The sequence below is a fragment of the Yersinia vastinensis genome (genome assembly GCF_902726565.1).
Classification (GTDB): Bacteria; Pseudomonadota; Gammaproteobacteria; order Enterobacterales; family Enterobacteriaceae; genus Yersinia; species Yersinia vastinensis.
Genome location: NZ_CACVAF010000006.1, coordinates 217,003 through 237,058 on the forward strand (window position 1 = coordinate 217,003; position 20,056 = coordinate 237,058).

Consider the following 20,056-nt stretch of genomic DNA (forward strand, 5'->3'; position numbering starts at 1 on the left):
AACCAGTAACCGCATTTTTTTGCCCATACCGTGTGCTACCAGCAGGGAAGATTAAGCTCAGGCTTTAACCTGCACTTTCATACCTTCAAACTCAACAATCTGATCGGCCACGATTTTGCAGCGCTTGCGCGTTTCTACATTTCCGTCGACTTTTACCAGCCCATCAGCGACGGCGGCTTTTGCTGAGGCACCACTGTCGCTCCAACCTTGCAACTTGAGTAAGTCACACAGCTCGACATGCGGGTGTTTTTCCAAATGAAAAATGTCCATTACTGTCCTTTCTATCAATTTTCGTTGATGTCGTGATATTCCTCGCAGGCTTGCAAGGTATTTTGTATCAGCGTTGCAACGGTCATTGGCCCGACACCACCGGGGACCGGTGTAATCCAACCCGCACGTTCAACAGCGACATCAAATTCTACATCACCGACTACTTTACCACTTTCCAGGCGGTTAATGCCCACATCAATCACGATAGCACCGGGTTTAATCCACTCACCGGGAATAAAACCAGGTTTGCCGACTGCCACGACCAATAAATCCGCATTTTCAACATGCTGACGCAGATTTTTGGTGAAACGGTGCGTTACGGTTGTGGTACACCCCGCTAGCAGTAGCTCTAGGCTCATCGGGCGACCAACAATATTAGATGCCCCAACAACGACCGCATTCAACCCATAAGTTGGGATCTCATAGCGTTCAAGTAAGGTAACGATACCGCGTGGGGTACAAGGGCGTAGTTTTGGTGCGCGCTGGCACAGGCGACCAACGTTATACGGATGGAAGCCGTCGACATCTTTATCTGGATGGATACGCTCCAAGACTTTGACATTATCAATACCGGCAGGCAGCGGTAGCTGTACTAAAATTCCATCAATTTCACTATCGTCATTCAGTGAATCAATCAAGGATAGCAGCTCGGCTTCAGTGGTGGTCATCGGCAGGTCATAAGAACGGGAAACAAAGCCGACCTCTTCACAGGCCTTACGCTTACTGGCGACATAAATTTGTGACGCCGGATTCTCGCCAACCAACACCACGGCAAGACCGGGAGCACGCTTACCCGCAGCTAGGCGTTTCTGTACTAACGCAGCAATTTCATTTCTTACCTGCTGCGCAATCGTTTTACCATCAATAATTTTTGCTGACATCAGTGGAGGGGTCCATCAATTAAAAAAGCGGGAATCAGTCTATTTTGTCAGAAGCGGGGCGTGCTGTCAGGCGTATAATAACGATTAATTAACGATTAAATAGCCAGATGATAAACCGTAAGGCGAAAACCCATTGACTCGAAAGCGACTGCCCGTATAATCCAACCCGCAACTGACAACCAGCAGTATTCTGTGCTGCGGTAAATATCAAATGCGCCCTTAGCTCAGTTGGATAGAGCAACGGCCTTCTAAGCCGTAGGTCACAGGTTCGAGCCCTGTAGGGCGTACCATTAAAATCAATGAATTACCCTCCGATCATATCCTAATTATCAACAACCTTTTTCCAACGTGTCAGATTAGTGACATTAATCCCCACTACCTCATCAATTTTACGCGCATGCTCAGTTAAGTGGTTTGGCGACAAGTGTGCATACCTCTGTATCATTTCAATCGATTCCCAACTGCCCACTTCTAGCAAAACCGTCAGCAAAACTCCTGCCTGAAGCAGCCAACTTGCCCAAGTATGACCTTACGACCGTCATCAGTTTCCACGGAAAACTCAATTGATTTAGCGCCGCCAGAGCTGATCACATATTTAGCTTCTGAGATGGTGAAGATAAATGCTATGCAAGAAGCGAGATAAGACACTCGGCTTGAATATCAATATATCGTAATTGAAGCCATCATAGCCCACCTTTGCGCGGTTTTTTTCATTTATAGGGGGCGTAAATGTCTTTTTTATGCTTTAAATTCAGTTTGTTGACTGATTTAGTGCATCGGAATTTTCTCTAAGGCTACCTACGCCAAGCCGTATCAGTTGGTATATGTGATGGCCCCCCCTTCAATAAAATCTTGTACAACAGCTAGCAACGCTGGGTTTCAAATGGGTAAGGAGCATTTACTGCTACTGAAAGAGCAGAACCCGCTATGACAACACGTAATATTGGTTGTTACTCAAAAAGCGAAATTCGCTTTTACTAAACTATAAAAAGTTTGTCGAATGACTCAGGGCGTGAAGCGGATTTGTATAACAGTGTTGAGGGGCTAAACGGAACTATACATCAGCCAGCGATAGTTGTTGTAGGCTGTTCGATGTGAACAGCCCAGCATCGTCGGGCCTGCGTCCACTAGAGGCAAACTTCCCTAGCGCTGCGGTGGCGTATCAAGCGGTTCAGCACAGGTTTCGTGCCGGCATTCGAGGTGATTGCCAGCGGTTGTCGGCGATGATAAACCACTTCTCAAACTAGGTTTTTCCTATCGCTTTGACATGCATGTTGGCGACGTATTGATCTTCTGCCCAGAAGATACGCTCGGCAACCATGGCTTCTGGGTTGAGGGTGACGCCGCATAGCACTCGTTCCTTGAACTTGTGATAACCGGCTCGATCGATCAGATGGCCCATGTGGAGGTAAATGGGTTTACCACCCAACATCTCGGCTTCAAATTCGAACAGGTTCTTGATCACCGCATGCAGCACATCTTCGGTTACCCAATTGAGAAACTGCTTGCCGGTACGAGGAGTCTTCTTGCTGGTACGGCCTCCCAACTTGACCATGTAGAGCTGTTGGGGATCTCGCTGCCAGGCGAGCGTCGGGCAGGCCAGCACGCACTCGCCACACCCGATGCACTTGCTCTTCTCTTTCACCGCCTTTCCATGTTTGATGGTGAGGCAATCTACCGCGTGGTGACTGCATGCCTTGATACAGGCACCGCAGCCAATGCAGCGCTCGGCCTTGAAGTGGATTTTGGCGATACCGAAGATGCCAAAGTCGGCCATGTTAGCCTTGGCACAGTCGTTAGGGCAGCCGGCGATCACCATCTTGAGGTGATAGGGATTGGGATAGAGGTGCTTTTCCATCCGCTGGGCCAGACCGGTACAGTCGATATTGCCCTTCTGACAGATAGTGTTGCCCTGACAGGCAACGATGTTGCGCCCGCCGATGCTCTGGTAACCCGCTTTGGTATCAGCTATCTCGATGCTACAGGTCTCCACCTCGATTTCTTTAATGAACGGCTCCAGGGCGGCGTTGACTTTGTCCATGTCACGGTACTTGATGCCGGGCATAGCCAGTTTCTGTCGGGTAGTGAGGTGTATCAGACCATTGCCGTACTGTTCGGCGATCTGCTGGGCGACTGCCAGTAGATGGGCGGGCATAATTCCACCGGGAATGCGGACGCTGATCATCGCCTCACCGCGCACTTTGGAGAGGCGGTATTCGTTATTAGCGCGTGCCTTGATGATGTCAATATCGAGACTCATAATGTTCTCCCTCAATCGATCAGATGCTGGGCTTGGTCAAAACGAAAGACCGGGCCATCCATGCAGATATAGGTGTCACCCATCCTGCAGTGACCACACTTGCCAACTGCGCAAGCCATACGCCGCTCGTAGTCGACCCAAATGCGATCCTTGGAGATGCCGAGTTTGAGGAAGGCGAGTACCACGAAGCGGATCATTATGGGGGGGCCGACCACGATCACTTGGATATCCTCTTTGTCGGCTAAATCCAACTGATCAATGTAATCGGTCACCCGACCGATGCGAAATTGCTCGCTTTCCTTGCCCTCATCTAGCGTGACGATGAGGTTCTGCTGCTCGGCCCATAGAGGCATTTCGTGGCGATAGAGCACTGCCTGCTCGTTTTTGAAACCGAGGATGATGTCGAGGGATTTCACCTCCTCTGGGTGTTTGCTAAAACGACGTAGCAAACCCTTGACAGGGGCGACACCTGTGCCGCCAGCTACGACAATAAGATGCTGATTGCTATAGCTCTCCAGTGGATAGCCGTTGCCATGAACGCCGCGCATCCACACCTTTTCACCCACATCAAGAGTGAATAGAGCATCGGTTACTTTGCCAACTTTACGGATCAATAGATCCACGTAGCCATCTCCATAGTCTGAGACGGAGATGGGGGCCTCGCCGACGGCGGGTAGAGAGACCTCAACAAACTGACCATAGTGGACATCAAAGTCACGGGAAACACGAAAGTTCCACTCCAGTTCAGTGTGACGTTCGATGTCTTGGATGGTGTAGGGTTTGGGGAGCAGACGGTTCTTCGACTCTGTCTGTTCCATTGTTGTGGTTTGCTGGCAGTCGGACATATCAGTTCCCCCCCTGTGCTTGGTCAGCCTCTATGGTCTGTTCGACCACATCAGTCATCTTATTGATGATGTTGGTAAAGGAGATGTAGTGAGGGCAACGATCGTCACAGCGGCCGCAGCCAACGCACATGTGTTCCTCCCCCTGACGGGCTTTATAGTCATTAACCTTGTGCAGAGCTCGGTAACGCAACCGCTCGCCATGCTTGGCTCGAAAACCGTGGCCACCAGCCATGTCGCTGAAACCATCAACCATGCAGCTTGACCACTGGCGGCGTCGCTCGCCCTGCTGTGAGTTCTCGGCATAGGTTAGGTCGTGTACGCTATAGCAGCTACAGGTAGGACAGGAAGTTGTGCAGCGACCGCAACCGATACAGCGGCTGTCATATTCAGCCCAGACAGGATGGCCTGTAAGGATTTGACGAATACGTTTGGGATCATCACAGACACTGTCTGGAGTACGTACCTTGACAGGATTGCTCTGGACAAATTCTGGCGTGAAAGCGTCAGGTTTTCCCAGTTCGGCAAAATAGGGCAACAGATCTGGGTCTTTTATCTCGATGCGTGCGTTATGGTCGCTCATGCGAATGGCGGCAGCGTAGTCATGCGTTTTATTGCTGCCCATGGAAACGCAAAAGCAGTTCTCGAAGCTCTCGCGGCACTCCAGCAACACCAGCTTGAGCTTACTGCGTAGCCTCGCGTAGTAGACATCCTGATTTTGGCCGTTCTTAAGGTAAATTTGATCCAGTCGGCGCAGGGCGTGAATATCGCAGCTACGCAGGAACAGCAGGGTGGGCTTGGCATCGACTTTCGATTCCCGTAGTTCCAAATTGTCGAAGTGAAACAGGGTCTGAGTGATGGGAAGTACCACCTCCTTGGGGGAGAAGTGGGACTTTTCCTGCCACACCAGTTCCGCGGGTTGACGGATATTGCGGTAGGTGACGTTGTCAGTGTCGGAGAAGCGGCCACCCCGATATTCGGCCACTGGCGCCATAATCCTGTAATCAAGTCGCAATCGCTTGAACAACTGCTCCAACGCAGGATTGGTGAGAAGAAATGACATAAATAAACACCTTGTTTGAGGGTTACATGCCTTGGCACTGAAATGGTTTAGGAGGGGAAGAATAAGTCACTAAATATAAGTGAGCGACTCTGTCACTAACTGGAAAAAATAAAAATTATGCTCATTATAAATGACCATTTTTTCCTCCTTAAGCGTGTTTTACTACTGTAAAATCATTCTATGGAGATTATTTTATTTAGAGTATCTATTAATAATGAATGTATCGTTTGGTATTTCTAAACGATACGGTGCTGCTGCGGAGGTTGATGTAGCCACGCCATTCCTAGCCAAAATGCAACACAGTGATTCACCCGTGTGTGTTATTTCTTCAGTATCTACCTGAGCGGTTACCAACAAAGATATGTGTAGAATTCGCCGTAGCCTCTTGTCGACGATGACACGGCGTAGTCCCCTGTTTTTCCTTTTATAGGGCACAGGGTGGTCAATAATATCGAACGGCTTGAGCCTCACTTGATATGGGAGGGCTATTTTGCAATAGCCCAAATTTACATCTTATCTTCATCTTCACTCTATTTTAATGGGCTAAATAGAATGTCCTCAATGAGTTAGCTCATACAGGGAGACTGATGCTACCTAGCGATGAGCGCGAACACGCCCCAGCCAAAGTATTCCCTTGTGTAGGTGACGTGGCGTTTCGGCGATATCGTTAACTCCGCTCTGACCTCTTCGGCAAAGTCATCGTTAGGATTTTCCTCCAGCCAGCGGCGCATGGTCAGCCACTTAGCTCCTTCATATCTGTCCCAGCCCTCTTGATCCGCCAGCACCATTTCCACCACATCATAACCGAGTGTGTCGAAAGAGGTGACCAGCTCGGAAAGGGTAAGAAAATCGGCCAGAGATGTGACGCCACTCTCACACTCTCTTGCCATTTCATCCGTCGTGGGCAACTGACGCCAATACGGCTCCCCAATGAGCAGCATTCCGCCAGGCTTAAGGCTTTTTGCTAGCAGCTCAATGGTCCCGGCGACGCCTCCAGCAATCCAAGTGGCACCGACGCAGGCTGCTATGTCGCATTTCTCTTTTGCAACATAACCCGTTGCGTCGTTATGGATAAAAGTCACCCGATCGCTGACGCCGAGTTCTTCAGCGCGCAGTTTAGCTTGCTCACTGAACAGTTGGCTCATGTCGATGCCGACACCGGTAATGCCATAATCGCGAGCCCAAGTGCAGAGCATTTCGCCCGAGCCGCTGCCGAGATCGAGGATTTGCGTGCCCGATTTCATGCGTAATACGCGCCCAAGGGTGTCATACTTTTCTGGTGTGAACGGGTTATGGATGCGGTGCTCACTTTCGCTAATCGTAAAAATACGTGGAATATCCAATGCTTAATTCCTTTTATAGGGTCGAGTGTTAAGGGGAGTTCCCTTACAAATTTTGGTGACTGCTTTTTCAGACAGCAGCAACACTGAGTAGATGTTTTTGTTATCAAACACATCAGCCACCAGAGTGGCTGCTGTGTTGAATCCAAATGCGCGAGTTTTAACCTCGTGAATGTCATCGGTGTCGCATTCTGCGGCGATGTGAACGTTGCAGTAATGTGATGTCATAAAGCGCTCCTTAGCGATTGTCCAACTGGGCACGAACATTGTTCAGCCCGGTGGTGTTGATGCGGTAAGGTTGACCATTGACGGATTTAATCAGTTTTTTGGTTTTGAGTTTTTTAAAAACGGCAAGTGTACAATTGGTGAGCAACAGTCCTTCGCGGCTGTAGCATTCAACGGATGTGACGCGGCCTGATGTGTCGCGAACGTACACAATACGTCCACCTTTGGCGAGAACGTGTAAGGTACGTTGTTCCTGACGGGATAAATTCATACTGGAAAACCTGTTTAATCATCATGTGCAAAACGTGCAAACACACAGCGGTGTCCGCATTCGATTTCGGCGCATTGATAATCAGCCCGGCCTGAAAAAGTCGGTAAACTGATTATCGGATGATTACATTCTCCAGCATCAAAGCCTCGGATTGAGTTGAAAGGTATTTACGAGGTGAATAATAACACGTGGTTTTAGAAGATGTATGTGGGCGCCGGAAAAGTGTGATCTGCTTCGATAAACTTGATCTGACAAATTGCAGTAGTTAACCAGAAATAAATGTTCAGGAAACGCAAAAAGAGAAATGCGATATCAGTTTCTGTCGGGATTCTGGTGTAATGGAGCTATACGCCACAGATGCAATATAGATTTTTCCAGAGATATATCATCTCGTTACCACTCCTTTCTACTCACCTAATTGGCTATTTTTGTTACTCGGGTAGTCAGTGCCATCGCTGCGCTGGCCACGGTAAATACTGCGATTATCCAACCCATGTGCCATCACTTAATGGCCCCCAAATCAATTTAGCAATGCAAAAGCTGATTAAAAATCCGGTGATGGTCAGTTCCACATTGCCTTGCAAATCTTCCGCCATGGTAGGCATAGCCGGTAAATAAATATCGGTAGATAAAGAGGTGAAAGCCATTAATGCACTGAGAATAATAACAAAAGAAAGGCCGGTCGTTTTTCGGGAAATGGTCTGCATGTGCGCCTGAGTGTCAATCATAATTATTGATTTGGAGATAAGGAGATAGACATAGGTTAACGCTTTCAGGCGGGGAAATAGTTACATGTAAAAGGATAGAAGTTATGAATGGTACTCATAAATACTGTTGGCATTAGAGTATTCCCATACATTTACAATGATCGCTTTTAGCTAATATCAGAAACTGAAGCGCGTGCAATCAGACGGCCGGTGATTGTATGGCCTTCCGTGCTAAATACGGGATGCCCGTCAATCAATGCGCGAATACGTTGCATACAGTTTTCTAAAAGCTGTTCCACCGGGTAAGCGATGCACGTCAGTGGTGGGTAGAGCAAGGATGCCAGTGGTGAATCCTCAAGGCTAACCAAAGAGACCTCTTGCGGAACTGCGATATTAAATTCACGCAACAAACGCATAGCTTCAGCCGCGTAGCAATCGCGCTTGGCAATAATGACCGAGTACTTGGTGAAACTGTTTATGAGGGTGAGCAACGCCTGCTCAACATTGCGATTAGCCGTGACCAATAATTGTCGGTTAAAGGGGAGCGAGTAGTTTTGCAAGACACTGCGATAGCCTTCGAGCATCTGTTTGCTGGCTTCATCCTGTTCGCTATCGACCAAGAGAGCAATATTACGATGCCCTTTCCCCAAGACATAGCGGCACGCACTTTCAGTGGCAAACGCATAATTATAGCCCTGACTGACGTTGCCTTTTACTGAAAACTCATCAAAAGCAATGACATTGTTGGCAATAGCTGTGCTATTTCTCCCCAAAGTCACGACAGCAACACACTGGTGCTGTAAATCTTCAACAGCGCGTTGCTGTTCAATTTCATCGTTTACATATTGAATCAATAATGACTTATTGAGGGATTTTATGGCTTGAGATAGCTGAGGTAACAGAGAGGCGCTTAACCCGGCTTCAGTTGCCGGCAACACCATTCCAACGTAACTGGATGTTTGGCTTGCCAAATTTTGGGCGGCAAAGCTTGGACGGTAGTTTAACTCTTCTACCGCCCGTAATACGGCCTCACGGCTTTCATCACGAACGCCGCGTGTGCCAGTAAGAACACGTGACACGGTGGCTCGGGAAACGTTGGCTAACTTTGAAACATCATCAATTGTAGGCATGGTGTCTTCTGTATAACGATTTTCCCCTTATAGTAACACAAATGCGAAGTGGAATTAGCCCACTTGCGAAAGCGTATATTCTCAATATTACGTCAATGTTGGTAACCACGCAGCCCCCCGTACACCACTAGAATCGCCATATTTGGCTTTCAGAATGGCGGTGCGGCAATGTGTTGAGAAAATATATTTTTCAATAACTTTCGGTAGATCCTGATAAATTTGCTCAACATTTGATAATCCACCGCCAATGACTATCGCGTGGGGATCAAGAATGTTGATTACACTTGCGAGGCTGCGAGCAAAAGCATCAATAAAATGCTGATAATGCGCAACCGCGTGTGCCTCCTGCTTTTGCACGAAATCCATAATGGCTTCTGTGGTGAATAATGTTCCATGAGTTTCATTAAATCGTCTGGCAAAACCGGTCCCAGAGATAAAACTCTCAATGCAATTCTCTTGGCCACAATAGCAATATTGCGCCGGGCCATCGTTCATTTGGTTCATGGCGGGTAAGGGGTTATGTCCCCACTCACCGGCAATTGCGTTAGGGCCGCGGAGTAAATTCCCATTAACCACAACACCGCCACCGCAGCCAGTTCCAACAATGACGCCAAACACGCAAGCATACCCCGCACCTGCACCATCGACCGCTTCCGAGAGTGCAAAGCAATCGGCATCATTTGCCAAAAATACCGGTTGTTTGAGTTGATGGATAAGATCGCCTTTGAGATCCTCACCATTGAGTACCAGACAATTACAATTTTTGATAAGCCCACTTTGTGGATCAATGGCCCCCGGTAAGCCGATACCGAGAGTAAATTCTTCTTCTGCCCTGTGTCTGACACTTTCAATCATCGAGAGCAGGTTACTGAGAAAACCTTGATAACTCTCTTTATGTGTTGGGCGGCGTTCACTGTAGTGCAGGTTGCCATGCTGATCGAGCAGCACGGCCTCCATTTTAGTGCCACCGATATCCAGGCCGAGATGTAACATATTGTCCTCACAAAAAAGTCAGAGAGGCGATAGCGCCTCTCTTAAAAGACACAGAAACTTACTGGCGGGTGCGGTAAATCTCAATCAATTCGGTCACGAGTTCTTTGGCGAGAATCGAGGTCATTAAATGGTCTTGCGCATGCACCATGACCAGTGTCATTTTGGTTTTTCCCTCCCCCTCATCGGCTTCAATCAACTGGGTCTGAACCAAATGAGCTTCACGAGCATAATGTTGAGCCTGCTTCATTTTTTCATCAGCATCGGCAAAATCACCTTGTTTCGCACTACTGAGGGCTTCGTAACACAAGCTACGCGATTGACCGGCATTAATAATGATGCCCATAACCTGTTCTTCTAATTCCATGACAACCTCTGATATTTAAGACAAAAAATTATGCAGTTTCTGATTGTGCGTTCGCACCTTGCAGTTCAGTATTTTCAGATTCCTGTTCAAGTAATTGTTTTTCATATGCTTTCAGAAACGGGAAGTACATTATGGCGGAGCTTACCATGCACAGCAGGCACAAAATGACCGGGCTAAATGTCCAGTTAGCCGCCCACGAGGCACCTATTGGCGCTGGGGTTGTCCATGGCGTCATCGACACCACACGGGACACTAAATCTAAATCGAGGGCAAAATACGCAAAAGTGGCATTTACCATCGGTACTAATACAAAGGGGATGAAAAACAATGGGTTCATAATGATCGGTGCGCCGAACAAAATAGGCTCATTAATATTGAAAAGGCCGGGAACCACACCCATACGACCAATGGTGCGCAAATGTACGGCTTTGCTACGCATCAGTAAAAATGCCAGTGGCAGAGTGGAACCTACGCCACCAATGAGCAAGTAGTGATCCCAGAAACCCTGAACATAGATGTGCGGAATGGCAGCACCAGCCGCCATCGCCGCCTGATTGACTGACAGGTTTGCCATCCAGAATGGGTTCATGATGCCTGTAACGATTAATGCCCCGTGGATCCCCGCAAACCAAAGCACTTGGCAAACTAAGACAGAAAGTAAAATGGCTGGCAGTGTGTCAGAAGCCGCCACTAGCGGTTTGACCAGCGACATAATGGCTTCAGGAATAATCATGCCAAGTTGCGTTTCGATAAACAGATTCAGAGGATGTAAAGTGAGCACGACGGCCAGTACTGGGATCAAAATTTCGAAAGAACGCGCGACCCCTGTAGGAACTTCTGGTGGTAAGCGTATCGTAATATTGTGACGTTTCAGGAAGGCGTATAGCTCTGTGGTGTAGATAGCCACCAGAATGGCCGTGAAAATGCCTTGCCCAGAGAAATAAGCTGTCGATATTTGCCCTTCTTTTAAAGGGGCAGCTACGAGCAAGAATCCCATCAGCGATAGCATTCCAGACGTTAGCGGGTCAAGGCCATGATGCCGAGCCAAGCTTGCCGCAATCCCAACAGAAATAAATATCGTCATGATGCCCATGCTGAAATTAAATGGCAGCATAAGACTTTCTCGATTTTCTAACGAAAATTGGAGCCAAGCCCGGGCGAAGCCCCACTGGGTATCCGGCGAAAAAGGAGGGAAAATAAAGACCAACATGAATGAACCGACAATCATAAAGGGCAGGGCGGTAATAAAGCCATCACGAATAGACGTGACATATTTTTGCTGTCCAACGACACCGGCCATTGGCGTGATTTTTTCTTCTATCACGCTGATTAATTTAGAGTACAGAGTGCTCATACCTTATCCTTTATTTATTATTTTCAATTAATGAAAGGGCAAAATCTAAAACAGCCGCACCTTTTTGCATGCCGTAATCCATCATGTTGATGGGTTCGACTTTAATGCCGTATGCGTTCGCTTTGTTTTGCAGGTCTTTTTGCATGTACTTCACTTGAGGACCAAGCAAAACTACCTGATAACCGCCAACGACTTGCTCAAATTCCGCGACGCCAAAAGCTTTGATATCCACCTCAAGACCGCGCTTATCTGCTTCTTCCACCATTTTTTTAACCAACAAGCTGGTGGACATTCCGGCAGAGCAGCAAAGCATGATTTTTTTCATTGGTAACTCCTGATTGGGTAATAACAATGAGCGGACTATAATTATATGGATTCAAAACGGAAAGCGCTTTCCGTTAATGGATCCGTTAAATGTGAGCACGATCACCAGATGGAGGCTTTCACTTTCCACGGATGTAAGCGATCATCGCGGAACTAATAGGTTCCTTATAGGTTTCCAGATGAACATTCAGTTTATGAATGTTGCTGTCACGCTGATTGAACAGCGGTTGACTCCCTTTGCGAATATGCTCACTCGCAGCCAACACATCACCGCAATGCGCGACAGCTTTGCTCTTGCCATGCCATTTGTGATTATTGGCAGCCTCATGGTGCCGCTGATATTTCCCCCTTTTGCCATTGATATTTTTTCTTGGTATGGCGGGGTTTATCAGGTTGTTCGCCCGATGTTGTTACCGACTTTTGAATTAACCATTGGACTGGTGGCGGTGATTATCGCCTTCGGTGCGAGTGCCAGTTTGGCCAAGCAATACTGCCTACCTGAACGGTTATCGGGTTTGACTGGGTGTCTGGCTTTTTTGATGTTTGTTGGGTTTAAGGAAAATGCCGGCACGAACGTTTTTCTGGGCGGAATGGGGATTTTTAGTGCGCTTATTTCAAGTTTTTATACGATTGAAATAATACGTTTTTTTTATCGTAAAGGGTGGTGTATCCGCTTACCTGAAGAAGTCCCTGTGATGACGCGTAACAGCTTCCAGTTATTGGTGCCGTTGCTCGTGATTATGTTGTCGATCACGGTGATTAACGCTTGGCTCAAACTGACAACAGGGATGATTTTACCTAACCTAATTAGCGAAGCATTTCGCCCCTTAATTATTGCATCCGACACCCTGACGGCTTTGCTTATCTCGCTACTTATCTGCCATCTACTGTGGTTTGTCGGTATTCACGGTGCGCTGATAGTTACTGGCATTATGAACCCGTTTTGGATGACGTATCTGTTTGAAAATCAACAAGCATTAGCACAGGGTATTACGCCACTCCCCCATATTTATTTGCAGGGATTCTGGGATTTTTATCTGCTGATTGGCGGGATTGGTTCTACACTTCCGCTGATATTTATGGCGATGCGTAGTCGTTCAAGGCAGCTAAAAAGTGTCGGTAAAATAGGCCTTATTCCTTCCTTGTTTAATATCAATGAACCGATTCTTTTTGGATTCCCCATCATTCTTAACCCTGTATTTTTGTTGCCTTTTATTGGTGTTCCGATGATTAATGCCTGCATTGCCTGGTATCTAACACACTTAGGTGTGCTCGACCGGGCTGTGGCGATGCTTCCTTGGTCTATGCCGTCACCCTTAGGGGCTGCATGGGCCGCTAATGGTAGCTGGAAAAATATGTTTATGTGTTTGTTCGCCATCTTTAACTCTTGGATGATCTATCGGCCATTCTTCAAAGTCTACGAACGGCAACTCACTGAATTAGAAAACAAATAGCTCATCAATGTCATGTTTTACTCTTAGCCAGCGCCTACGGGTAGCTGGCTTTTTTATGCCTGCAAACTTTATAGAGTGATCTCTATCACGATTTAGCGAACATTCACCGCTAATTTGTGACGCAATCCGGCAATTATGGAAAGCGCTTTCCGTAATTGGATGTACATTTCCGCAATTGATCCGTAAATTTCCCTCCGCGTTATTCAGATGCCATCTCACTCAAAATACAAAAGGGAAATCATGAAAAGTCTGAACCGATTATTACCTCTGTCTTTACTGGTTAGCTCTGCAATTAGTGGCCTTGCTTATGCGGATCAATACGATTTTAAAATGCATGGCTATATCCGCTCCGGCATTCTTGCAAACACTGATGGTAACCGTGTCGATTCTGTTGGCCTGATGCCGGACGGAAAATTCCGCCTTGGCAACGAAGACGACACCAAGATTGAACTCATCCCACAAGTCACACTGAAGTCTGATTCTGGAGTAGTTGCAAAAGTTCAGGCCAATATTACTCATCAAAGCAAATGTACCTCTGACTGGAACTGTCTTGATGATGATGGCAAATCAGTGCAATTCCGCGAAGGATACGTCGAGCTAAGCCAACTGGATTTCGCGCCAGATATCACGTTCTGGGGGGGGAAACGTTATAGCAGTTCCAATACTTCCAGCCACCAATTTGACTGGGAATATATCCAATACAACGGTACGGGAGGCGGCTTCGATAATCTTGATCTGGGCTTTGCACGTTTTGATGCGGGAATCTATTCCTTTTCCACGACAGATGAAGCCAAAGCCTATCCAGTGGATAAGAGTGAACAGGGCTACCCAGATGATTACTCCCTTAATCTGTGGTTCAAGAAAATTGGCGGCTCGGCTTTTGACCTGGAACTGGTCGGCCACCATATGAACAACAACGAAAATCATGTTGGGGCGGCAGAAAAGGGTTATGGCGTCACCGGTGTGTATCACTTTGATGGATTCTATGGCCTGCTTGATGGAAGCTCCAAATTTGTTGCTCAGTACGGCCGCGGGTTAGCAGCAGGCGATTCATTGGGCAAAAATGGTTGGGGATGGGCGAATCTGGAAGACACGCAATCTTGGCGAATCGTGCTAGATGGTCTGGTTTCTGTGGGTGATGGTTGGGAAGTTTCCACTTTTGCTTACTACCAAAAAGATAAGAATTACCGTTGGTGGACCAGCGACGACAAAGGGTGGGGACGCACCAGTTGGGTCGCCGGTATTCGCCCTTACCAACAAATCACCAAAAACTTCGCGATGCAGTATGAGGTGGGCTACGAGTATCTCGACGATGAAAACTACAAAGGTGTGGATGGCAAAGGCAAAGGCGGTTTAACCAAAGTCACAATCGCACCCACGCTGACTTTTGACTCGGGCTTCTGGAGCCGTCCACAAATCCGCGTATTTGCGACTTATGCTAAATGGGATAAAGGGGTTTCCGACGCACTCGACGGCAACTATGACTGGAGCACCAACACCATTAGTGCTGGCGGTTATAGCCGTACTGGTGGAACCGACACTCTGAACTTTGGTATTCAGGCCGAAGTGTGGTTCTAAGGAGAAATACGATGAAACTACCTATCAGAAAAGCTCTGTTATTGTCGCTATTATCGGCGTTGGCAAGTGTTGGTGCCATGGCGGCGGAACAATCCCATTTTGAGCACTTTATTACTCGGCAGGGCGCTCAGTTAATGGAGGGCAGCAATACATTTCGTTTTGCTGGTATTCATGCCCCTGAATTGCATCGTATTGAAAATGATGCGCGTGGGGTTTGTAAGGCTGACCCGCGCGGTTGGGGTCAATATTTTACCTGGCCGACGGCTGAAGAGCAGGAAAACTGGATCAAAGCCATCGTGCAAACGGGCGCTAAGGTGCAGCGAGTATATGTACTCTCGGTGCAACAAGAGAATGATAAAGCGTGTGAGCGAGAGACGCATATTCTGGCACCGACGACGCCTGATGGCATGCCCAGCCTGAATGAGAAAGCCATGATAGTTTACGACAACATGATTGCTGAGGCTGATAAACAAGGGTTGAGATTAATCCTGCCTTTTATCGATCAATGGTGGTGGTGGGGAGGGCGCGAGCAGTTGGCCGCTTTCTATCATGAAAAACCAGAAGATTTTTATAATACCAACAGTAAAACCTATAAAGCATACCAAGACATTATTCGTCAGGTCATCACCCGTACCAACACGATTACGGGCCGCCCTTATTACGATGAAAAGGCCATTATGGCGTGGGAAACAGGGAATGAGCTTGAAGATACCAACGCCGCTTTCCTACATGAAACCGCCGCATGGATAAAACGTTGGGCGCCACATCAGTTGGTGGTGGATGGTACATATAAGAAAATTAATGATTTTTCATTAGATGATCCAAACATTGATATCGTCAGCAACCACTATTACACCAATGCTGGAAATAACCATCCTGACCAAGTGAAGAAAGATTTACAGGCCATAGCAGGGAAGAAAGTTTATCTGGTGGGTGAGTTCGGTTTACTCGATAGCAAAAATCTCAACGACATCATGCAATCGATCGTCCATACCGAGGTGAATGGGGCGAAAGCCGCAGGCGGTTTCATCTGGGGCTTCCGTGGGCATCGCCATGACGGCGGTTTCTACTGGCACAAAGAGTACACCGGTCACTACAGCTACCACTTACCGGGCTTCCCGCAAGAGGGGAAAGATAAACAGGAAATGGATGTGGTTAATCTGGTGCGGACAGCGGCCGCACAAATGGATGGGCGGGATAAAATGTCACCGCTTCCTGCACCAGAGGCCCCAAAACTCCGTGAAACGGCATCGCCATTCGCCATTAATTGGATGGGGTCCGCCGTTGGTCGTCACTACGATGTTGAACGGGCAGAAACGAAAGAAGGTCCATGGATAATGGTCGGCCAAGATATTTCCGACGGTATTCAGGAGTGGGATCCAGCCAAAATGGACCTGTTCCGTGACGATTATTCCTCACTTGAGCTAGGTAAAACTTATTACTACCGAGTTATTGCTAAAAATGAATCGGGTCAGTCGGCACCTTCAAATGTTATTAGCGTGACGCATAACCAGAAAAACCAGCCACCGGTTATTGAACTGAATAACTCTGCATCAACGGTACAGAATAAAGGTATTAGCCTTGATGCTCGCTGGACAGATGACAATCTGCCTAACCGCAATGTCAGTGTGAAATGGCGGAGTTCGGGCAAAAGTAAGGCGCATTTCTGTGATGCGGAAAAACCATCAACGCGAGTTTGGTTCTCTAAGCCGGGTCAATATCAACTGACATTTACTGCGGATGACGGCCTGTTGAAAAGTAGCAAAACCATGGACGTTACCGTGACTCAAGCGACGGGGCGAGTGCCAACTGATTTTTGCAAGTTTGACAGTAAACCCCTGTCTCTCAAGCAGGGGAAAGTCACGGTCGTGAAGAGTGCAGAAAATCAACTGGCAACCGGTGACGATGGTTTCCTCGGCCCGTTTGTTAATGAGGGAGATAAGGTGAGCTGGTTGGTTGATGCACCTTGGGATGGCGAGTATTTATTGCACCTGAATTTTAATGCCAAATGGGGCAGCAAGAAAAACTCAGTACAAATAAACAGTGAGAAACCGCAGCAAATAGAATTCCCGGAAACGGATGATAAAGGTCAGAAAATGACAATACCTGTGCAACTTAAGCAGGGGGAAAATATCATCGATTTCGGGAAATTTGCTGGTGATTGGGGATATCTCTTTATCAAGTCTATCCAGGTGACTGCCGAGTAGTGTTTTAGCTGCGTCATGATTGGCGCAGCTTTTTTTTTGAATCATTGAGGAGGTTAAATGACAACGTATTCATTCCCAGCAAACTTTTTATGGGGAGCCGCGGCTTCTGGTCCACAAACCGAAGGTGCGGATAACAAGCCATATCGCTCAATTTGGGATAGCTGGCATGCTCATCAGCCAGAACGTTTTTTTCAGGGAATAGGGCCGGAAAAAGTCTGCGAAACTCTGCACAAATATAAAGAAGATGTCGCGTTGATGAAAAAAATTGGTTTTAATTCGTTTCGCACGTCTATTCAGTGGTCGCGCCTTATTGAAGACGTTGAAACCGGTAAACCCAATGCAGAGGCCGTGCGTTTTTATAACGACTATTTTGACGAGATGATCAATCAGGGCATTGAGCCGATGATCAATCTCTATCATTTCGATATGCCAGAAGTTTTGCAAAATCGCTACGGTGGGTTTGAATCCAATCATGTCACCGACCTTTTTGCCCTCTTTGCCAAAACGGCATTCACTCTTTTTGGGCATAAGATTAAATACTGGATAACATTTAATGAACCTATCGTTCCAGTAGAGGGTGGGTATTTGTATGATTTCCATTACCCTTGCAAAAAAGACGGTAAGCTTGCGGCTCAGGTAGGTTTTAATATCATGTTGGCCCATGCAAAAGCCGTAAAATGCTACCGAGAATTAAATTTGTCGGGCGAAATTGGTGTGGTTCTCAATTTAACGCCATCCTACACACGTAGTGATTCGCCAGAAGATAAAAAAGCAGCTTGGTATGCTGACCTCCTGTTTAACCGTAGCTTCCTTGACCCTCTGGTGAAGCATCAGTTTCCACAAGAACTGTGTGATGTACTGGCAAAGCATCATTGTCTACCTGACGTCAGTCATACGGACGTGACGTTAATTACTGAGTCACGCATCGATTTCTTGGGCGTTAATTATTATGTACCGCGTCGTGTAAAAGCACGCGAGACAGAATATGCATTAGACTATTTTACGCCTGAGTTTTATTTCGAGAACTATATCGATCCAGATGGCCGCTTTAACCCCTATCGCGATAATAATGAAATATTTCCACAGGCTATTTACGATATTGCCACGAATATCCGCGATAACTACGGCAACATAAAATGGTATCTCGCTGAAATTGGTATTGCGATGGATCTTGAGTCCGAAGGGCCAGTTCAACAAGACGGTATAATTGACGACAGTTTTCGCATTGAACTGATGAAAGAACATTTAGTTCAGCTTCATCGTGCTATTACGGCTGGTGCTAATTGCTTTGGTGTGCACCAATGGACGTTTATTGATAACTGGTCGTGGATTAACTCCTTTAAGCGCCGTTACGGTTTTTACCGTTTGGATCTTGCAACAGGTCAACGGCAAATTAAACGTAATGGTTTATGGTTTAAAACGTTAGCGCAAAGCAATCAATTTTCTTGTGAGGATGACTCATGAGCCATGCCAATTTTTATCCGCTGACCAATGTTGTGAAAAACTACCCATGGGGTAGCCATACTGCACTGAATACATTTTTTCATGTTTTAAATCCAGATAATCAGCCGCAGGCAGAGTTATGGATGGGTGTGCATCCCGCCGGTTCGTCAAGTGTTATTGAAAAGGGAACGCCTTTACTGCTTTCGGATTTCATTGCGCAGAACAAGCCTGCCATGTTGGGAGCTACTGTTTCTCAGCGTTTCGATAACTTACCGTTTCTTTTGAAAATTCTTAGTGCAGAGACGGCATTGTCGATTCAGGTTCATCCTACTAAAACTCAAGCAGAAGCGGGTTTTTTACGTCAGAAGCAAAGCGGGGCAGCTGATTATAACGATGAAAACCATAAGCCGGAGTTGGTCTACGCTATTACCGACTTTATGGCGATGAATGGTTTTCGCGAGATTGCTGACATCATAAATAACTTCAAATTGTTAGCGACTCCAACACTGGACAGCGCAGTGAGTTCTCTACAGCAATGCCCAAACTCTGAAGGATTAAAAAGGTTCTTTATCGCCCTGATGCAGATGTCTCTGACGGTTAAAGAGCAGGTATTACATCTGTTGGTCAATGCATCCCAGAGATTATATGGTGAAGAACTCTCTGCGTTTATTCAGCGCTTTCATAAAAATTACCCAAATGATATTGGCATTCTCGCGCCACTCATTCTTAATTGCATCACACTGAAACCTGGCGAAGCTATGTTTTTGCATCCCGGCACACTACATGCTTATGTCCAAGGTACTGCCATTGAAGTGATGGCCAGTTCAGATAATGTACTTCGCGCGGGATTAACGGGTAAAAACATTAATTTGACTGAACTGGTTCATTGCACATCGTTTGAACCTACTCGGTTTGAATCGTTATTAATGGCACCCCATTGGGAGAGTGAGCAGGCGAGTTATCCGATTCCAGTGGATGATTTTCGTTTCAGTATTTTTAACGAAGTCAATAATCACCCCGTGAGTATTAGCAGCGGTGAGATTTTATTAGTCATAAGTGGTAATGCCTTGCTAAGACATTGTGATGGAGAAATATTGACAGTTCAAACCGGCCAATCAGTATTTATCCCGGCATCAGCAGGTAGTTACTCTCTCACAACTTCCGGCCGCTTGTGCCGGGTTTTCTGTTAATCAATTCATTTCTATTTAACCCCACAATTTTACGATTGTGGGGTTTTACTCGTTGATTTAGTATCTTATACCGTCAATGATGTTCGTATGTCAGGAAATTAAACTATATTATTCCCCTATGTCAGGAATATTCTTACTTGCCCTGTCAGAATATTCATAC

Annotated in this window: 18 protein-coding genes, 1 tRNA gene and 3 pseudogenes; 6 read left to right on the top strand and 16 right to left on the bottom strand. The window is 46.8% G+C overall.

Annotation, left to right across the window (positions count from 1 at the left end; genetic code table 11):
• Positions 1-57 precede the first annotated feature (57 nt).
• Positions 58-270, bottom strand: coding sequence for a ribosome-associated protein YbcJ (gene ybcJ / locus HUZ92_RS11185; RefSeq protein ID WP_050139875.1), 213 nt, complete (start codon positions 268-270; stop codon positions 58-60).
• Positions 271-284: 14 nt separating this feature from the next.
• Complete coding sequence (folD, locus tag HUZ92_RS11190; RefSeq protein ID WP_128451497.1) at positions 285-1,151, bottom strand: bifunctional methylenetetrahydrofolate dehydrogenase/methenyltetrahydrofolate cyclohydrolase FolD; 867 nt, start codon at positions 1,149-1,151, stop codon at positions 285-287.
• A gap of 213 nt (positions 1,152-1,364) precedes the next feature.
• Between folD and HUZ92_RS11195 the strand changes: the two genes are divergently transcribed.
• A tRNA-Arg gene (locus tag HUZ92_RS11195) sits at positions 1,365-1,441 on the top strand.
• A 32-nt stretch (positions 1,442-1,473) separates the two neighbouring features.
• On the opposite strand, the pseudogene HUZ92_RS20880 reads toward HUZ92_RS11195, so the two are convergent.
• The 14 genes and pseudogenes from HUZ92_RS20880 to HUZ92_RS11255 all read right to left on the bottom strand — a co-directional run.
• Positions 1,474-1,677: pseudogene (locus HUZ92_RS20880) on the bottom strand (integrase); the annotation flags it as partial.
• Positions 1,677-1,775, bottom strand: a pseudogene (locus tag HUZ92_RS21035) (DUF669 domain-containing protein); the annotation flags it as partial. The pseudogenes HUZ92_RS20880 and HUZ92_RS21035, both read right to left, overlap by 1 nt.
• A gap of 619 nt (positions 1,776-2,394) precedes the next feature.
• Entirely contained in the window at positions 2,395-3,411 is a 1,017-nt protein-coding gene (gene asrC, locus HUZ92_RS11200; protein ID WP_050295412.1) for a sulfite reductase subunit C, read from the bottom strand.
• A gap of 11 nt (positions 3,412-3,422) precedes the next feature.
• Positions 3,423-4,256: an anaerobic sulfite reductase subunit AsrB gene (asrB, locus tag HUZ92_RS11205; RefSeq protein WP_050099025.1), complete on the bottom strand. Its 834-nt coding sequence runs from the start codon at positions 4,254-4,256 to the stop codon at positions 3,423-3,425.
• 1 nt (position 4,257) lies between these two features.
• Complete coding sequence (gene asrA / locus HUZ92_RS11210; RefSeq protein ID WP_145579593.1) at positions 4,258-5,316, bottom strand: anaerobic sulfite reductase subunit AsrA; 1,059 nt, start codon at positions 5,314-5,316, stop codon at positions 4,258-4,260.
• 590 nt (positions 5,317-5,906) lie between these two features.
• Complete coding sequence (locus HUZ92_RS11215) at positions 5,907-6,659, bottom strand: SAM-dependent methyltransferase (RefSeq protein WP_050139860.1); 753 nt, start codon at positions 6,657-6,659, stop codon at positions 5,907-5,909.
• A gap of 3 nt (positions 6,660-6,662) precedes the next feature.
• Positions 6,663-6,884, bottom strand: coding sequence for a hypothetical protein (locus HUZ92_RS11220; protein WP_050099020.1), 222 nt, complete (start codon positions 6,882-6,884; stop codon positions 6,663-6,665).
• Between the two features lie 10 nt (positions 6,885-6,894).
• The gene (locus HUZ92_RS11225) at positions 6,895-7,152 is read right to left on the bottom strand and encodes a YjhX family toxin (protein WP_050099017.1); all 258 of its coding nucleotides are present in this window, start codon (positions 7,150-7,152) and stop codon (positions 6,895-6,897) included.
• A 500-nt stretch (positions 7,153-7,652) separates the two neighbouring features.
• A pseudogene (locus HUZ92_RS11230) lies at positions 7,653-7,880 on the bottom strand (Bcr/CflA family drug resistance efflux transporter); the annotation flags it as partial.
• Between the two features lie 146 nt (positions 7,881-8,026).
• On the bottom strand, positions 8,027-8,989 hold the full coding sequence (locus tag HUZ92_RS11235) for a LacI family DNA-binding transcriptional regulator (RefSeq protein WP_050099014.1): 963 nt from the start codon (positions 8,987-8,989) through the stop codon (positions 8,027-8,029).
• An 87-nt stretch (positions 8,990-9,076) separates the two neighbouring features.
• On the bottom strand, positions 9,077-9,982 hold the full coding sequence (locus HUZ92_RS11240; protein ID WP_050099012.1) for an ROK family protein: 906 nt from the start codon (positions 9,980-9,982) through the stop codon (positions 9,077-9,079).
• A gap of 58 nt (positions 9,983-10,040) precedes the next feature.
• Positions 10,041-10,346 (bottom strand): PTS N,N'-diacetylchitobiose transporter subunit IIA, encoded by a 306-nt coding sequence (chbA, locus tag HUZ92_RS11245; RefSeq protein WP_050099010.1) that lies wholly within the window; start codon positions 10,344-10,346, stop codon positions 10,041-10,043.
• 28 nt (positions 10,347-10,374) lie between these two features.
• Complete coding sequence (locus HUZ92_RS11250; protein WP_050099008.1) at positions 10,375-11,700, bottom strand: PTS sugar transporter subunit IIC; 1,326 nt, start codon at positions 11,698-11,700, stop codon at positions 10,375-10,377.
• Between the two features lie 10 nt (positions 11,701-11,710).
• The gene (locus tag HUZ92_RS11255; RefSeq protein WP_050099006.1) at positions 11,711-12,025 is read right to left on the bottom strand and encodes a PTS sugar transporter subunit IIB; all 315 of its coding nucleotides are present in this window, start codon (positions 12,023-12,025) and stop codon (positions 11,711-11,713) included.
• Positions 12,026-12,203: 178 nt separating this feature from the next.
• Here HUZ92_RS11255 and HUZ92_RS11260 point away from each other — a divergent pair, with 178 nt between their 5' ends.
• The 5 genes from HUZ92_RS11260 (at position 12,204) to manA (ending at position 19,896) form a co-directional block, all read left to right on the top strand.
• Positions 12,204-13,478, top strand: coding sequence for a PTS sugar transporter subunit IIC (locus HUZ92_RS11260; protein WP_050139854.1), 1,275 nt, complete (start codon positions 12,204-12,206; stop codon positions 13,476-13,478).
• 240 nt (positions 13,479-13,718) lie between these two features.
• Positions 13,719-15,056 carry a maltoporin gene (locus tag HUZ92_RS11265; protein ID WP_145579594.1) on the top strand — a complete coding sequence of 446 codons (1,338 nt, stop codon included), beginning with the start codon at positions 13,719-13,721 and terminating at the stop codon, positions 15,054-15,056.
• Between the two features lie 11 nt (positions 15,057-15,067).
• A complete protein-coding gene (locus HUZ92_RS11270) occupies positions 15,068-17,263 on the top strand; it encodes a CBM35 domain-containing protein (RefSeq protein WP_145579595.1) in 2,196 nt (731 codons plus the stop codon).
• Positions 17,264-17,320: 57 nt separating this feature from the next.
• Complete coding sequence (locus HUZ92_RS11275) at positions 17,321-18,727, top strand: glycoside hydrolase family 1 protein (RefSeq protein WP_050139851.1); 1,407 nt, start codon at positions 17,321-17,323, stop codon at positions 18,725-18,727.
• Positions 18,724-19,896, top strand: coding sequence for a mannose-6-phosphate isomerase, class I (gene manA / locus HUZ92_RS11280; RefSeq protein ID WP_145579596.1), 1,173 nt, complete (start codon positions 18,724-18,726; stop codon positions 19,894-19,896). Before HUZ92_RS11275 ends, manA begins: the two co-directional genes overlap by 4 nt.
• The last annotated feature ends 160 nt before the right edge of the window (positions 19,897-20,056 follow it).

What these genes read in the sequence shown, in the direction of transcription:
- HUZ92_RS11265 (WP_145579594.1), top strand. Translation starts at nt 13,719, where the DNA reads ATGAAAAGTCTGAACCGATTATTACCTCTGTCTTTACTGGTTAGCTCT.
- HUZ92_RS11260 (WP_050139854.1), top strand. Translation starts at nt 12,204, where the DNA reads ATGAACATTCAGTTTATGAATGTTGCTGTCACGCTGATTGAACAGCGG.
- HUZ92_RS11225 (WP_050099017.1), bottom strand. Translation starts at nt 7,152, where the DNA reads ATGAATTTATCCCGTCAGGAACAACGTACCTTACACGTTCTCGCCAAA.
- HUZ92_RS11235 (WP_050099014.1), bottom strand. Translation starts at nt 8,989, where the DNA reads ATGCCTACAATTGATGATGTTTCAAAGTTAGCCAACGTTTCCCGAGCC.
- asrB (WP_050099025.1), bottom strand. Translation starts at nt 4,256, where the DNA reads ATGTCCGACTGCCAGCAAACCACAACAATGGAACAGACAGAGTCGAAG.
- HUZ92_RS11240 (WP_050099012.1), bottom strand. Translation starts at nt 9,982, where the DNA reads ATGTTACATCTCGGCCTGGATATCGGTGGCACTAAAATGGAGGCCGTG.
- asrC (WP_050295412.1), bottom strand. Translation starts at nt 3,411, where the DNA reads ATGAGTCTCGATATTGACATCATCAAGGCACGCGCTAATAACGAATAC.
- HUZ92_RS11255 (WP_050099006.1), bottom strand. Translation starts at nt 12,025, where the DNA reads ATGAAAAAAATCATGCTTTGCTGCTCTGCCGGAATGTCCACCAGCTTG.
- chbA (WP_050099010.1), bottom strand. Translation starts at nt 10,346, where the DNA reads ATGGAATTAGAAGAACAGGTTATGGGCATCATTATTAATGCCGGTCAA.
- HUZ92_RS11270 (WP_145579595.1), top strand. Translation starts at nt 15,068, where the DNA reads ATGAAACTACCTATCAGAAAAGCTCTGTTATTGTCGCTATTATCGGCG.
- manA (WP_145579596.1), top strand. Translation starts at nt 18,724, where the DNA reads ATGAGCCATGCCAATTTTTATCCGCTGACCAATGTTGTGAAAAACTAC.
- asrA (WP_145579593.1), bottom strand. Translation starts at nt 5,316, where the DNA reads ATGTCATTTCTTCTCACCAATCCTGCGTTGGAGCAGTTGTTCAAGCGA.
- HUZ92_RS11220 (WP_050099020.1), bottom strand. Translation starts at nt 6,884, where the DNA reads ATGACATCACATTACTGCAACGTTCACATCGCCGCAGAATGCGACACC.
- HUZ92_RS11250 (WP_050099008.1), bottom strand. Translation starts at nt 11,700, where the DNA reads ATGAGCACTCTGTACTCTAAATTAATCAGCGTGATAGAAGAAAAAATC.
- HUZ92_RS11275 (WP_050139851.1), top strand. Translation starts at nt 17,321, where the DNA reads ATGACAACGTATTCATTCCCAGCAAACTTTTTATGGGGAGCCGCGGCT.
- ybcJ (WP_050139875.1), bottom strand. Translation starts at nt 270, where the DNA reads ATGGACATTTTTCATTTGGAAAAACACCCGCATGTCGAGCTGTGTGAC.
- folD (WP_128451497.1), bottom strand. Translation starts at nt 1,151, where the DNA reads ATGTCAGCAAAAATTATTGATGGTAAAACGATTGCGCAGCAGGTAAGA.